General features: G+C 36.0%; 12 protein-coding genes and 1 rRNA gene. 6 read left to right on the plus strand and 7 right to left on the minus strand.

Going from position 1 to position 15,279, the window contains the following annotated elements; translation table 11 throughout:
- The 7 genes from AC1Q8N_RS18590 to dnaA form a co-directional block, all read right to left on the minus strand.
- Window positions 1–259 (minus strand): 16S ribosomal RNA (locus AC1Q8N_RS18590); the annotation flags it as partial.
- 243 nt (window positions 260–502) lie between these two features.
- Window positions 503–2,974, minus strand: coding sequence for a DNA gyrase subunit A (gene gyrA / locus AC1Q8N_RS18595; protein ID WP_001282859.1), 2,472 nt, complete (start codon window positions 2,972–2,974; stop codon window positions 503–505).
- Between the two features lie 88 nt (window positions 2,975–3,062).
- Window positions 3,063–4,985, minus strand: a complete 1,923-nt coding sequence (gyrB, locus tag AC1Q8N_RS18600; protein WP_000435974.1) for a DNA topoisomerase (ATP-hydrolyzing) subunit B — start codon at window positions 4,983–4,985, stop codon at window positions 3,063–3,065.
- Window positions 4,986–5,023: 38 nt separating this feature from the next.
- Window positions 5,024–6,151, minus strand: coding sequence for a DNA replication/repair protein RecF (gene recF, locus AC1Q8N_RS18605; RefSeq protein WP_098827569.1), 1,128 nt, complete (start codon window positions 6,149–6,151; stop codon window positions 5,024–5,026).
- A gap of 12 nt (window positions 6,152–6,163) precedes the next feature.
- Window positions 6,164–6,376 carry a S4 domain-containing protein YaaA gene (gene yaaA, locus AC1Q8N_RS18610; RefSeq protein WP_000821366.1) on the minus strand — a complete coding sequence of 71 codons (213 nt, stop codon included), beginning with the start codon at window positions 6,374–6,376 and terminating at the stop codon, window positions 6,164–6,166.
- 127 nt (window positions 6,377–6,503) lie between these two features.
- Window positions 6,504–7,643, minus strand: a complete 1,140-nt coding sequence (gene dnaN / locus AC1Q8N_RS18615; RefSeq protein ID WP_001212890.1) for a DNA polymerase III subunit beta — start codon at window positions 7,641–7,643, stop codon at window positions 6,504–6,506.
- A gap of 178 nt (window positions 7,644–7,821) precedes the next feature.
- Complete coding sequence (gene dnaA / locus AC1Q8N_RS18620) at window positions 7,822–9,162, minus strand: chromosomal replication initiator protein DnaA (protein WP_000428027.1); 1,341 nt, start codon at window positions 9,160–9,162, stop codon at window positions 7,822–7,824.
- Window positions 9,163–9,727: 565 nt separating this feature from the next.
- Between dnaA and rpmH the strand changes: the two genes are divergently transcribed.
- The 6 genes from rpmH (at window position 9,728) to mnmG (ending at window position 15,260) form a co-directional block, all read left to right on the plus strand.
- Window positions 9,728–9,862, plus strand: a complete 135-nt coding sequence (gene rpmH, locus AC1Q8N_RS18625) for a 50S ribosomal protein L34 (RefSeq protein ID WP_000831901.1) — start codon at window positions 9,728–9,730, stop codon at window positions 9,860–9,862.
- A gap of 76 nt (window positions 9,863–9,938) precedes the next feature.
- On the plus strand, window positions 9,939–10,286 hold the full coding sequence (gene rnpA / locus AC1Q8N_RS18630; RefSeq protein ID WP_000731505.1) for a ribonuclease P protein component: 348 nt from the start codon (window positions 9,939–9,941) through the stop codon (window positions 10,284–10,286).
- Window positions 10,287–10,338: 52 nt separating this feature from the next.
- Entirely contained in the window at window positions 10,339–11,106 is a 768-nt protein-coding gene (spoIIIJ, locus tag AC1Q8N_RS18635) for a YidC family membrane integrase SpoIIIJ (RefSeq protein WP_048542855.1), read from the plus strand.
- Window positions 11,103–11,720 carry an RNA-binding cell elongation regulator Jag/EloR gene (gene jag / locus AC1Q8N_RS18640; RefSeq protein ID WP_048542853.1) on the plus strand — a complete coding sequence of 206 codons (618 nt, stop codon included), beginning with the start codon at window positions 11,103–11,105 and terminating at the stop codon, window positions 11,718–11,720. Before spoIIIJ ends, jag begins: the two co-directional genes overlap by 4 nt.
- A gap of 227 nt (window positions 11,721–11,947) precedes the next feature.
- Window positions 11,948–13,324, plus strand: a complete 1,377-nt coding sequence (gene mnmE / locus AC1Q8N_RS18645) for a tRNA uridine-5-carboxymethylaminomethyl(34) synthesis GTPase MnmE (RefSeq protein WP_000393767.1) — start codon at window positions 11,948–11,950, stop codon at window positions 13,322–13,324.
- 46 nt (window positions 13,325–13,370) lie between these two features.
- A complete protein-coding gene (gene mnmG / locus AC1Q8N_RS18650) occupies window positions 13,371–15,260 on the plus strand; it encodes a tRNA uridine-5-carboxymethylaminomethyl(34) synthesis enzyme MnmG (protein WP_000541059.1) in 1,890 nt (629 codons plus the stop codon).
- The last annotated feature ends 19 nt before the right edge of the window (window positions 15,261–15,279 follow it).

Genomic DNA, 15,279 nt, shown 5'->3' on the forward strand with positions numbered 1-15,279 from the left:
CTAGCTAATGCGACGCGGGTCCATCCATAAGTGACAGCCGAAGCCGCCTTTCAATTTCGAACCATGCAGTTCAAAATATTATCCGGTATTAGCCCCGGTTTCCCGGAGTTATCCCAGTCTTATGGGCAGGTTACCCACGTGTTACTCACCCGTCCGCCGCTAACTTCTTGAGAGCAAGCTCTCAATCCATTCGCTCGACTTGCATGTATTAGGCACGCCGCCAGCGTTCATCCTGAGCCAGGATCAAACTCTCCAATAAAGTTAGTTTGTCTAGCATCTAAAAATAAAAATTGACGTTTCACGTTGTTTGTTTCGTTCAGTTTTCAAAGTTCAACATCGCGTTTCAGCGACTTTCATAATATATCATAGTATATTATTTTCGTCAACAAGTTTTTTAAGATAATTTGTATCTCTCATTTGCTGACTCTGCCTATTATATAGAGTTTTACATTGCTATGCAAGTATTATTATAAAAAAATAAGAGGAGGAAAAATCCCCCCTCTTATTCTTCAGAAGAAACCTCTTCATTAGATTCCTCTTCTTCATCTTTCTGTGCTTTTGCTACCGTCGCTACCTCTTGCTCATCCTCTAATCGAATTAGACGAACACCTTGTGTATTACGTCCCATTTGAGAGATTTGATCAACTGGCATACGAATAATAACACCTGCTGCCGTAATTAACATGATATCTTCTTCACCTGTTACAGATTTAACGGCTACTAATTTACCGTTTTTATCTGTAATATTACAAGTCTTCAGACCTTTACCACCACGGCTTTGTAGACGGTATTCATCAATAGGTGTACGTTTTCCATAACCATTTTTCGTTACGATTAGAACATTTACATCCTCTTCGACAATTTCCATGCCTACAACTTGATCTTCATCACCTAATGTAATTGCTTTTACACCAGCCGCATTACGTCCCATAGAACGCACATCTTGCTCGTTAAAGCGAATTAACATACCATTGCTTGTTCCTACAATAATATCCTTATCACCAGATGTTAAACGTACAGATATTACTTCATCCTCTTCACGAAGAGAGATGGCGATTAAACCATTCGTACGTATATTTGCAAATGATGAAAGTGGCGTTCTCTTAGAAATACCTTGTTTTGTTGTGAAGAATAAGAATTCATCATCACCAAATTCACGAATTGGAATAATGGCGTTAATCCATTCACCCTTATCTACACCTAATAAGTTAATAATAGGTATACCTTTTGCTGTACGACTATACTCTGGGATTTCATATCCTTTCGTACGGTATACTTTCCCTTTATTAGTAAAGAATAAAATGTGATCATGCGTAGAAGTAGTTAATAAATGCTCTACGAAATCATCATCATTTGTTCCCATTCCTTGCACACCACGTCCACCACGGTTCTGTGTTTTGTACGTAGAAGCCGGTAACCTCTTAATATAACCATTATGAGTTAACGTAATAGCGATGTTTTGCTCTGGAATCAAATCTTCATCTTCAATAAATTCCATGCCACCAATTGTAATTTCCGTTCGTCTCTTATCATTGAAGCGTTCTTTTACTTCCGTTAATTCTTCACGAATAATCTCAAGAACTTTCTCTTCATCTGCTAAGATTGCTTTTAATTCAGCGATTAATTTCATTAAGTCTTGATATTCTTGCTCAATTTTTTCACGTTCTAATCCTGTTAAACGTTGCAGACGCATATCTAAAATTGCTTGTGCTTGTTTCTCACTTAAACCGAAACGTTCCATTAAGCCTTGTTTTGCAATATCTGCTGTTTTCGAACTACGAATTAACGTAATAACTTCATCTAGATGATCTAGAGCAATTCGTAATCCTTCTAAAATATGAGCACGCGCCTCTGCTTTTTCTAATTCATAAGCAGTACGTCGACGAATTACTACCTTCTGATGCTCCAAGTAATGATATAAATTTTGTTTTAAATTTAGTACTTGTGGCTCTCCATTTACAAGAGACAACATATTAATACCGAAACTTGTTTGAAGTGCTGTATGTTTATATAGATTATTTAATAGTACATTGGCATTGGCATCACGGCGTACTTCCATAACAATACGCATACCGTTTCGATCTGACTCATCACGTAAATCCGTAATACCTTCAATTTTCTTATCACGAACTAATTCTGCAATTTTTTCAATTAATCGCGCCTTATTAACTTGATAAGGTAGTTCAGTTACGAGAATAGATTGTTTACCATTTGACTTCTCTTCAATTTCAACTTTAGCTCGAAGCATAATAGAGCCTCTACCTGTTTCATACGCTCTTCGAATCCCACTTCGTCCCAAAATTAAACCTGCTGTTGGAAAATCTGGTCCTGGAATAAACTCCATTAATTCCGCAATCGTAATGTCGGGATTATGGCTTAGTGCCAATACACCATCAATTACTTCACCGAGTTGATGCGGTGGAATATTCGTTGCCATACCTACCGCAATACCCGTCGTACCATTCACTAATAAATTAGGGAAACGCGCTGGCAATACAATTGGCTCTCTTTCAGAACCATCATAGTTATCTTGATAATCAATCGTATTTTTTGAAATATCACGTATTAATTCCATAGAAATCTTAGACATTCTTGCTTCTGTATAACGCATCGCTGCTGCTGAATCACCATCAACAGAACCAAAGTTACCATGCCCATCAACAAGCATATAACGTTGACTAAAATCTTGCGCCATACGTACCATCGTCTCGTAAACAGCTGAATCACCGTGAGGGTGATACTTACCGATTACTTCACCGACAATACGCGCTGATTTTTTATACGCTTTATCAGCTGTAATTCCTAAATCATTCATCGCATATAAAACCCTACGATGCACAGGTTTTAATCCATCACGAACATCTGGTAATGCACGAGATACGATAACACTCATTGCGTAATCTAAAAACGAGGTACGCATTTCATGACTAATATTAATTTCTCGAATTCGTGCTTGTTGTTGATTGTCTGACATCAACCAGCACCTCCTCTTACATTTCCGTTACACATACATTGATTTATATGTAGAAGACAGGAATACTTAGATTCCTGTCATTACCCATTTAAATATCAAGGTTTTTCACGTATTTTGCATTTTCTTGGATAAAGTTACGACGTGGCTCTACTTTATCTCCCATCAAAATTTCAAATGTTTCATCCGCTTCAATTGCATCTTGAAGTGAAACTTGAAGTAATGAACGTACTTCTGGGTCCATTGTCGTCTCCCATAACTGAGTTGGATTCATTTCCCCTAGACCTTTATAACGCTGAATCCCCGGCTTAGGTTGGGCTGGTAATTCAGCTAAGATTTTTTCAAGTTCCTTATCATTGTAAGCATATTGAATTTTCTTACCTTGTTGTACTTTAAACAAAGGTGGCTGTGCAATATATATATAACCGCACTCAATTATTTGACGCATATAGCGATAGAAGAACGTTAATAATAGGGTACGAATATGCGCACCATCAACATCGGCATCCGTCATAATAATAACTTTATGATAGCGTGCTTTTTCAATAGCGAAGTCTCCGCCGATATTTGTACCAATCGCCGTAATAATTGTACGAACTTCATCATTTGATAAAATCTTATCTAAGCGTGCCTTTTCAACATTAATAATTTTACCCTTCAGCGGTAAAATTGCTTGGAAATGACGATCACGCCCTTGTTTTGCAGACCCACCCGCAGAGTCACCCTCTACGATATAGATTTCACTAATTGCTGGATCTTTAGAAGAACAGTCTGCCAATTTCCCTGGTAAACTTGAAACTTCTAAAGCACTCTTTCGGCGAGTTAACTCACGAGCCTTTTTAGCTGCTACACGCGCACGCGCTGCCATCGTCCCTTTATCTATAATCTTACGTGCAACATTCGGATTTTCCAGTAAGAACTTTTCAAATGCCTCTGAGAATACTGACTCTGTAATTGTTCTTGCTTCACTATTTCCGAGTTTCGTCTTCGTTTGTCCTTCGAATTGTGGATTTGGATGTTTAATTGACACAATCGCTGTTAAACCTTCACGAACATCTTCACCAGTTAAATTACTATCCGCATCTTTTAAAATATTATTTTTACGACCATAATCGTTGATCACACGAGTTAAGGCTGTTTTAAATCCTACCTCATGTGTACCACCTTCATACGTATGAATATTATTTGTAAATGAGTAAATATGATTTGTGTATCCTTCGTTATATTGAAGTGCAACTTCAACCTGAATACCATCTTTTGAACCCTCTACATATACAGGTTCTTCATGAATTGGCTGTTTTGAACGATTTAAATGTTCAACATATGATTTAATTCCACCTTCATAATGGAATTCTTTCTTCTGTTTATGTTCACGTTTATCTTCAATTGTTAATTTAATATTACGATTTAAAAATGCTAATTCGCGCATACGAGTTGCTAACGTATCAAATTCGTATACTATTGTTTCCTGAAAAATTTCTGGATCTGGTTTAAATCGAGTTATCGTCCCTGTTTGATCTGTGTCACCAATGACTTTTAAATCCGCAACCGGGATACCTCTTTCGTATTTTTGATAATGGATTTTGCCTTCACGATGTACAAATACCTCTAGTTCTGTTGATAGAGCATTTACTACAGATGCCCCAACACCATGCAAACCACCGGAAACTTTATAACCGCCACCGCCAAACTTACCACCAGCATGAAGAACGGTCATTATAACTTCTACAGCAGGACGTCCCATTTTTTCTTGTATACCAACTGGAATACCACGTCCATTATCCGTTACAAGAATACTATTATCTTCTTCGATACTAACGTTAATTTCATCACAATACCCTGCAAGTGCTTCATCAATACTATTATCGACGATTTCCCACACAAGATGGTGAAGTCCTTTTCCACTTGTAGATCCAATATACATCCCAGGGCGTTTTCGAACCGCTTCTAATCCTTCAAGTACCTGTATCTGACTTTCATCATATGAGTTTTCTTCCATTTGCTTTTGTTCCATTGACACAAAGATCACCTACTTTTCCATTTAAATAGGGATTACGCCCTATCTATTTCACAATCTACCGTGCCGTTCGTTACATGAATTGTTTTCGCTTCTTTTAATGTTTCGTGTTCAATTCCGTCGACACTCGTCGTTGTCACAAATGTTTGCACTTTTCCTTGAATTGTATTTAACAGATGCGATTGACGATAATCATCTAATTCTGATAATACATCATCCAATAAAAGAATCGGATATTCCTTAACTTCTGAGTAAATCAATTCAATTTCAGCTAATTTTAGGGACAGTGCGGTCGTTCGTTGTTGTCCTTGCGAACCAAAGACTTGAACATTTTTACTATTAACGAAGAATTGTAAATCATCACGATGAGGACCAATTAAAGTCGTACCACGGAAAATCTCACGTTGTTTCACAGATTGAAAATTTTCATAGTATACTTCTTTTATTTTCGACAAATCCATTGATTCTGATACATCTACACTTGGTTTATAGACAATTTCTAATTCTTCTAATCCGCGGCTTATACCGCGATGAATTGGAGCTGCCCATTCTTGTAGTAAATGCAAAAAATCAAACCGTTTTTGCAATATTTTTGCACCATGCTCAATAAGTTGAAGTGTAAATACATCCAACATCGTTTCCTCATTCTTACTATTCCCTTGCATCTTTTTCAGCAAGTGATTTCGTTGCGTGAGCACCTTTTGATATTGACTCAATTCATACAAATAGATTGGAGCTATTTGGCCTAATTCCATATCTAAAAAGCGTCTTCTTACTTGAGGGCTTCCTTTTACAAGATTTAAATCTTCTGGGGCAAACATGACAACATTCATCATACCAATATATTGACTCAATTTTTGTTGTTCAAGTTGATTTAATTTTGCCTTTTTACCTTTTTTCGAAATATTTAATTCCAAAGACAAAGAACTATTTCTCTTTTGTAATTTCCCTTTAATTTGACCGAAGTCTTCATCCCAACGGATAAGCTCGCGATCATTAGAGGTTCTATGAGATTTCGCCATCGCTAAAACATAAATAGCTTCCATCAAATTCGTTTTCCCTTGTGCGTTTTCACCGATAATCACATTCACTTTATCTTCAAAGGAAAGCTCTAACTTTTCATAATTGCGATAGTTTTTTAATTGTATTTCTGAAATAAACAAAGGGCTCCCCCTTTATGCCTGAACTTGGAAACTTCCGCTTCCTGGAATTTCAATAATATCGTTCGCATATAATTTGCGACCTCTTCTATTTTCAAGTTCTTGATTCACGTACACTTCATATTCTTGTAAAAACCATTTTACAGCGCCACCTGTATCAATTACATCGGCTAACTTCAAAAATTGTCCTAGTGTAATATACTCTGTTGAAATTTTAATACGTTTCATAAAATCGCTCACTTTCTGAAAGTGTTCATTCTTTCATTGTACTAAATAAACTAACATTAGGAAAGTAATACCCAAAAATCAAATAAGGGCTACTAGTATCTGAAAACTAGCAACCCTTACTTCTTACTTAGTAAGTACGAACCGGTAAAATTAATTGAATAATGGACTCATCATTTACTGTACGAATTAAGAATGGTCTCATCGCACCAGTAAAGCTAATTTTAATTTCAGTACTATCTAAAGCTTTTAGTGCATCCATCATATATTTTGCACTAAAAGATATTTTTAACTCTTCCCCATCCACTTTTTCACATTGAACTTCTTCTACTACTTTCCCAATTTCTGGTGAATTCGAAGAAATTTCTAGCATTTCCTGTTCTAAAGTTGATAATTTTACAACATTATTACGACCATCCCTTGCTAATAAAGATGCACGATCAATTGCTTGTAAAAATTCTTTTGTATTTACAAAAATATCTGTTTTACTTTCGGCTGGAATTAAACGAGTTGTATCCGGATAATTACCTTCTAACAATCTTGAGAAGAATAATAAATGCTTTGTACGGAATAATACTTGATACTCCGTAATAACGATATCTACCATTTCTTCAGACTCATCTAGAATTTTGCTTAATTCATTTAAGCTTTTACCTGGAATAACAACACTCGCTTGAAATTCATCTGCGATTCCTTCGATTTTTGCTTTTCGAAGAGCTAACCTGTGACTATCTGTAGCAATGCAAGTTAATTCGCTGTTATATACTTTCCAGTTTACACCTGTCAAGATCGGTCTTGTTTCAGAAGTGGAAACTGCAAATACAGTTTGTCTGATCATATGTTTCAGTAAATCTGTTGGAATCTTAAAAACATGGTGTTCTTCAATTTGTGGTAACAATGGATATTCAGCAGAATCTAAACCATTTAAATTAAACTCTGATTTTCCAGAAATTATTTTTGTCATAAAATGATTTTCCACAGAAATTTCGACAGTCTCTTTAGGTAATTTTTTTACAATCTCACTAAAATATTTTGCTTGTAAAATAATACTTCCTGATTGTGCTACTTCTACGATCTCTTTTCCATTGTCTTCAACTGGGATAAAAGATTCAATAGAAATATCAGCATCGCTTCCTGTTAACGTAACTCCTTCTTCCGTAGCGACAACTTTAATTCCTGTAAGGATCGGAATTGTTGTACGAGAAGAAACAGCCTTCATTACATCTTGTACACTTCTTACAAGATAGTCTTTTTGTATTGTAAAACGCATAAAGAAAAACCTCCGGTAAGTATAATATTTTATTTAATTAATAAAGATAAAATATAGTAGTAATAGTAATAGGGCCTGTGGGTATGTGGATAACCCCGTTAAACGATGTAAAAACAGTCTATCTACATGTGGATAGACTGTGCGTAAAACAAGGGAAGTTATTCACACTATTCAGCTACTACTTTAAAATATCGTTAATTTCTTCAACTTGTTTTTGTAATTGCGTATCCGTTTTAAGCAGCTTAGAAATTTTTTCATGAGCATGGATAACTGTTGTATGATCACGTCCACCAAATTCTTCACCGATTTTAGGTAAGGAGTAATCTGTAAGTTCGCGTGATAAATACATTGCAATTTGGCGAGGGAAGGCAACTGATTTTGTTCGCTTTTTTGCCTTGAAATCTTCCAGTTTTATTTGATAAACGTCCCCGACAGCCTTTTGAATATCATAAATGGAGATAATTTTTGGTTTAGAATTTGGAATAATATTTTTAAGTGCTTCAGCTGCTAAATCAGCATTAATATCTTTGTTAATTAAAGATGAATAAGCTACAACTCGGATAAGTGCACCTTCTAGTTCACGAATGTTTGAATCAATTTGATTTGCAATATAAAGCATAACCTCATTTGGTATATCGAGTCCTTCAGCCTTTGCTTTTTTACGTAAAATTGCAATTCGTGTTTCTAAATCTGGTGGCGTAATATCCGTAATGAGTCCCCATTCAAAGCGAGAACGAAGACGATCTTCTAAAGTTGGAATTTCTTTTGGTGGCCGATCACTTGAAATTACAATTTGTTTACTTTCTTCGTGTAATGCATTGAATGTATGGAAAAACTCTTCTTGAGTTTGTTCTTTTCCTGCTAGAAATTGAATATCATCTATCAATAAAACATCTACATTACGGTATTTATTACGAAAATCGACCGCTTTATTATCACGAATAGAATTAATGAATTCATTTGTAAATTTTTCTGATGATAAATATACAACCTTTGCGTTTGGGTTATGTTCAATTACATAATGACCAATTGCATGCATTAAATGGGTCTTTCCGAGTCCAACTCCCCCGTAAATAAAGAGTGGATTATATGCTTTAGCTGGCGCTTCGGCTACGGCCAATGAAGCAGCGTGAGCAAAACGGTTACCAGAGCCAATAACAAATGTATCAAACGTATATTTTGGATTTAGCATACTCTGTGGTAAATGATTAGAATCATCTTGTGCTGAATTTGGTTTAGAAGGAGGAAGATCAATCTCCTCTTCAGCTTGACTTTGGGGAATAATAAAGCGAATAGCTAATTTTGCCCCCGTTAAATCATAAAGTGTTTCCGAAATTAGCTCTGAATAATGAGATTCTAACCAATCACGAGCGAATTCATTTGGAGCTGTAATTGTTAACACGTCTTTCTTTAAATTATGTGCGGTTGTTGATTTTAACCATGTTTCATAACTTGGTTTACTGACCTTTTTTTCTAGTTCTTTTAAGGCGCTGTTCCATAAATCAGAGATGTTTTCCAAAGGTGTCCCTCCTTTACTAAGATGGTAAAAGAATAAGGTTGCGCAACAAATGTACAACCTAAATAAATATAAAATGTATATTTATACGAAACGTATTTTAAAACCTAAAAACGTCGTTTGTATATGAGATAGGGTTTTCGACAAAAAAAGCAAATGTGGATAAGCATTTACCCACATGTGATTAAAACTGTCCACATGTTATACACAAATTGTGGATAAGATAAAGGTGTGGAAAACTTATTCAAAGTGAAAACACAACTATAATATCAAAAAAAAGTAGCTATAGCAATGAATTTAAGAAAGTTATCCACAAAATCAATACCTTGTGGAATAAACTTGTCCACAACACGATATACTGTGTAAAAGTACGAAAAGGGTTTGTGGATATAAAAACCAAGAAAAAACATTTATCCACAAGGAAATATAGGGTCTGTGAAAAAGTATGTGAATAGGTTCAAAATGAATATTTGATGAAAATTTCGAGAACCATTGACATTTTCCTAGTTGATTAACTATAATTTATAGGACTGTCTTTAACAGATATTCCTCAGGGAGGTGTCATATAATGAAAAGAACTTACCAACCAAATAAACGTAAGCGCAGCAAAGTACATGGTTTCCGCAGCCGTATGAGCACAGCGAACGGACGTAAAGTGCTAGCAGCTCGTCGTCGTAAAGGAAGAAAAGTATTATCTGCGTAGACCACTGATCGTTCAGTGGTCTTTTTTTCTAATAATAGTGAATTTCCACTGATGAACTACAGGAGTGTCAATTGATATGAAGAAAAAATATCGTATAAAAAAGAATGATGAATTCCAGACGGTTTTTCAAAAAGGAAAATCGAATGCTAACCGTCAGCTTGTTGTCTATCAACTAGATAAGGGAGAGCAGCCAAACTTTCGTATTGGCCTTTCTGTCAGCAAGAAAATAGGAAATGCAGTAGTGCGTAACCGAATTAAACGTATGATTCGCCAGTCGATCACAGAATTAAAAGATGAGATAGATTCTGGAAAAGATTTTGTTATAATAGCAAGGAAGCCTTGTGCAGAGATGACATATGAAGAATTAAAGAAAAGCTTAATTCATGTCTTTAAACGCTCTGGTATGAAAAGAATAAAAAAGTAGCGTAAGGAAATGAATTACACTATATACATACCGAAACAAGGAGGAGCAGGCTTTGAAAAAGAAAATAGGTTTACTAGCCATGGTTATTGCATTAATGGCAATTGCTGCTGGCTGTAGTGAAGTGAAACAGCCGATTACACCGAAAAGTACTGGAATTTGGAATGAATATTTCGTATATCCGCTTTCTCAGTTAATTACGTATTTTGCCAACTTATTTGGTAGTAATTACGGTTTAGCAATCGTTGTTACAACTCTTATCATTCGTTTTGCATTATTACCATTAATGATTAAACAAACGAAGAGTACGAAAGCAATGCAAGCGTTACAACCAGAAATGGTGAAGTTAAAAGAGAAATATAGTTCTAAAGATCAAGCAACACAGCAAAAACTACAACAAGAAATGATGCAGTTATATCAAAAAAATGGTGTAAACCCATTAGCAGGGTGTTTACCGATATTTGTTCAGATGCCTATTTTATTTGCGTTTTACCATGCGATTATGAGAACGGCAGAAATTAGTAAGCATACATTTTTATGGTTCGACTTAGGGCAGGCAGATCCGTACTATATCTTACCGGTTGTCGCGGCAATTACGACATTTATTCAGCAAAAGCTTGCAATGGCAGGAACAGCTGGTCAAAATCCGCAAATGGCAATGATGATTTGGCTTATGCCAATTATGATTTTAGTCTTTGCAATTAACTTCCCAGCTGCATTATCACTTTACTGGGTTGTTGGTAATATCTTTGGTATCGCTCAAATGTACTTGATCAAGGGGCCAGAAATTAAGGCTAGTAAGGCAGAAGGATCAAGCAAGTGAGTGTAATTACTGCTAAAGGACAAACAGTCGAGCTGGCAGTACAAGATGCTTTAAGGCAACTAAATGTTCCAAAAGACCGAGTAGATATAAATATTATCGATGAGGGTAAAAGAGGGTTCCTAGGTTTATTTGGGAATCGACCTGCAGTAGTAGAAGTCGTATTGAAGAAAGATCCGATTCAAGAATGTGAAGAATATTTAAAAAATATTATTCATGATATGGGTGTGGAAGCTGAGATTAGTAAAATTGTAAAAGGACGCGAAGTTGAATTTACAATTTCTGGCGAAAACATAGGTGTTTTGATTGGGAAAAGAGGAAACACCTTGAATTCTTTGCAGTATTTAACAAAACTTGTGGCGAATCGTAGTACGAAGCAGTATATTGGCATCACACTAGATGCTGAAAATTATCGTAGTAAAAGAAAAGGTACATTAGAAGCACTTTCTTATCGATTAGCAAAACAAGTAGTAAGTACGAAAAAAAGAGTTGTGTTGGAGCCTATGCCATCTTTTGAACGAAAGATTATCCACCAAGCATTATCTAATCATCAAAATATCATTACAACTTCTGAAGGAAAAGAACCACATCGACATGTTGTAATATCTTCCAAGTGACCGGTTACTCAATTGAGTGCCGGTTTTTTTGAGGGGAAAATAGGTGTGGATAACTAAAAAAACACTAAACTTATCCACTGTGAATAAGTTTAGTGTTTTTCACATGAGGACATAATAAAATGAGTTATTATTCTTTTGTAGATAGGTTCGTTATGGTATTCTAATAATTTAGTGAAGAAAATAATCAAGTTGAAATAGAGATAAATAAGCAAGTGAGGTGAAAGGACATGGAATTTGATACAATTGCCGCGATTTCCACAGCGCTTGGAGAGGGTGCAATTGCCATTGTTCGAGTAAGTGGGGATGATGCGGTTGAAAAAGTTAATCGTATTTTTAAAGGGAAGGATTTAACAGAAGTTCCTTCTCACACAATTCATTATGGTCATATTGTAGATTTAGATACAAATCAGGTTATTGAAGAAGTGATGGTATCTATTCTGCGCGCACCAAGGACTTTTACACGTGAAAATATAGTGGAAATTAACTGTCACGGCGGACTTGTTTCGGTAAATAAAGTATTGCAGCTTATTTTAGCGCAAGGAGTAAGATTAGCAGAGCCTGGTGAATTTACAAAACGTGCTTTTTTAAATGGCCGTATTGATTTATCACAAGCAGAAGCTGTTATGGACTTAATCCGTGCAAAAACAGATCGTGCAATGAACGTAGCGATTAATCAAATGGAAGGACGATTATCTAAATTAATCGGCCGTCTGCGTCAGGACATATTAGAAACGTTGGCTCATGTTGAGGTAAACATAGATTACCCGGAATATGATGATGTGGAAGAAATGACACATAATATTTTAATTGAGAAAGCTACACATGTTCGTACGGAAATTGCAAAAATATTAGAAACATCGAAGCAAGGAAAGATTTTACGTGAAGGTATTGCTACTGCAATCATCGGTAGACCTAACGTTGGGAAGTCATCGCTATTAAATAGTCTTGTTCAGGAGAAAAAGGCAATTGTAACTGATATTGCAGGAACAACTCGTGATGTTATTGAAGAGTACGTTAATGTGCGTGGTGTACCACTTAAACTTATAGATACAGCCGGGATTCGTGAAACAGAAGATGTTGTTGAACGAATTGGTGTAGAGCGTTCAAAAGAAATGATGAGCCAAGCTGATTTAGTGTTAGTTGTCGTTAATTATAGCGAGGCTTTAACGCATGAGGATGAAGATCTATTCCGTGCCGTACAAGGAAAAGATTTCATTGTTATTGTAAATAAGACAGATTTATCGCAAGTAATCGATATGGAACGTGTTACAGAATTGGCAGCGGGAAATCGTATTATTACAACATCGTTAATTGAGGAACAAGGAATAGATGAGCTTGAAAAGGCAATAGCTGATTTATTCTTTGAGGGAACAATTGATTCTGCAGATGTGACATATGTTTCTAACGCGAGACATATTGGATTATTAACACAAGCAGGAAAAACAATTGGAGATGCAATTGAGGCAATAGAAAATGGTGTTCCAATTGATATGGTGCAAATTGATTTAACAAGAACGTGGGAAATACTTGGTGAAATTACTGGTGATACCGTCCATGAAAGCCTAATTGACCAGTTGTTCTCTCAATTTTGTTTAGGAAAATAATATAGCGATGTTTTAGAAAGATAGAGATTTTTAGGAGGAATAAACAATGGGATACAATGCCGGTTCATACGATGTCATAGTAATCGGTGCAGGTCATGCAGGATGTGAAGCTGGTCTTGCGGCAGCACGAATGGGCTCCAAAACATTAATGTTAACAATTAATTTAGATATGGTGGCGTTTATGCCATGTAACCCTTCTGTTGGTGGACCAGCAAAAGGGATTGTTGTTCGGGAAATTGATGCATTAGGCGGAGAAATGGGACGCAACATTGATAAAACATATATTCAAATGCGTATGTTAAATACAGGTAAAGGACCAGCTGTACGCGCGCTTCGCGCACAAGCAGATAAGTTCTCTTACCAGCATGAATTAAAGAAAACAATTGAAGAAACACCAAATTTAACGTTGTTCCAAGGAATGGTTGAGCGTTTAATCGTTGAAGATGGCGAATGTAAAGGCGTAGTTACGCAAGCTGGTGCTGAATATACAGCCAAAACAGTTGTAATTACGACTGGAACATTTTTACGTGGTGAGATTATTATGGGGGATTTAAAATATTCGAGCGGTCCGAATAATCAACAACCATCTATTACTTTATCCGAACATTTAGAGGAGCTTGGATTTGATCTTGTTAGATTTAAAACAGGTACACCTCCGCGTGTAAATAGTAATACGATTGATTACAGTAAAACAGAAATTCAGCCAGGTGATGATAAACCACGAGCTTTCTCTTTTGAAACGACAAAATTTATTATGGATCAAATTCCATGTTGGTTGACGTATACAAGTACGGAAACACATCGTTTAATAGATGAAAACCTACATCGCTCAGCTATGTATTCTGGTATGATTAAGGGAACAGGACCTAGATATTGTCCTTCAATTGAAGACAAAGTAGTAAGATTTAATGATAAACCACGTCATCAAATTTTCTTAGAGCCAGAAGGACGTAATACACAAGAAGTGTATGTACAAGGTTTATCCACAAGCTTACCAGAAGATGTACAACGTGATATGCTTAGAACAATACCTGGCCTAGAAAACGTTGAAATGATGCGTACAGGTTATGCAATTGAATATGATGCAATTGTGCCAACACAACTATGGCCAACACTTGAAACGAAAAAAATTAAGAATTTATATACAGCAGGACAAATTAACGGAACTTCTGGTTACGAAGAGGCGGCAGGACAAGGGCTTATGGCTGGGATTAATGCAGCATGTCGTTCTTTAGGTAAAAAAGAAGTTATTTTAGGTCGCGCGGATGCTTATATTGGTGTCTTAATTGATGACCTTGTAACGAAAGGTACAAATGAACCATATCGCTTATTAACATCTCGTGCAGAATATCGCCTATTATTACGCCACGATAATGCTGATCTTCGTTTAACTGAAGTTGGTCGTGAAATTGGATTAATTAAAGAAGAGCGCTATGAGCGATTTACAAATAAAAAATTAAAAATTGAACAGGAAAAGGAGCGTTTAAGCAGCATTATTATTAAACCACGTCCTGAAGTTCAAGAATTAATTCGTAGTATTGGCGGAAGTGAATTGAAAGATGGAATACGTGCAAGTGACTTATTACGTCGTCCAGAGATGACATATGAGCATATTCATCTTTTAGTACCAAGTGAAGTAGAATTAAGTGATGAAATTACAGAACAAGTTGAAATTCAGATTAAGTACGAAGGATATATCGAAAAATCCTTACAGCAAGTAGAGCGTATGAAGAAAATGGAAAACAAAAAAATCCCTGTGGATATTGATTATGATGCGATTTCTAGCCTTGCCTCAGAAGCGAGACAGAAATTGAAAGATGTTCGTCCACTTTCAATGGGGCAGGCTTCACGTATTTCTGGCGTGAATCCAGCGGATGTTTCTATTTTACTTGTGTATATTGAACAAGGAAAAATTGCGCGAGTATCGAACCAATAAATAGTAAGGAGATATTGTT

Source organism: Bacillus sp. GW823-FHT06B01, from assembly GCF_058952315.1.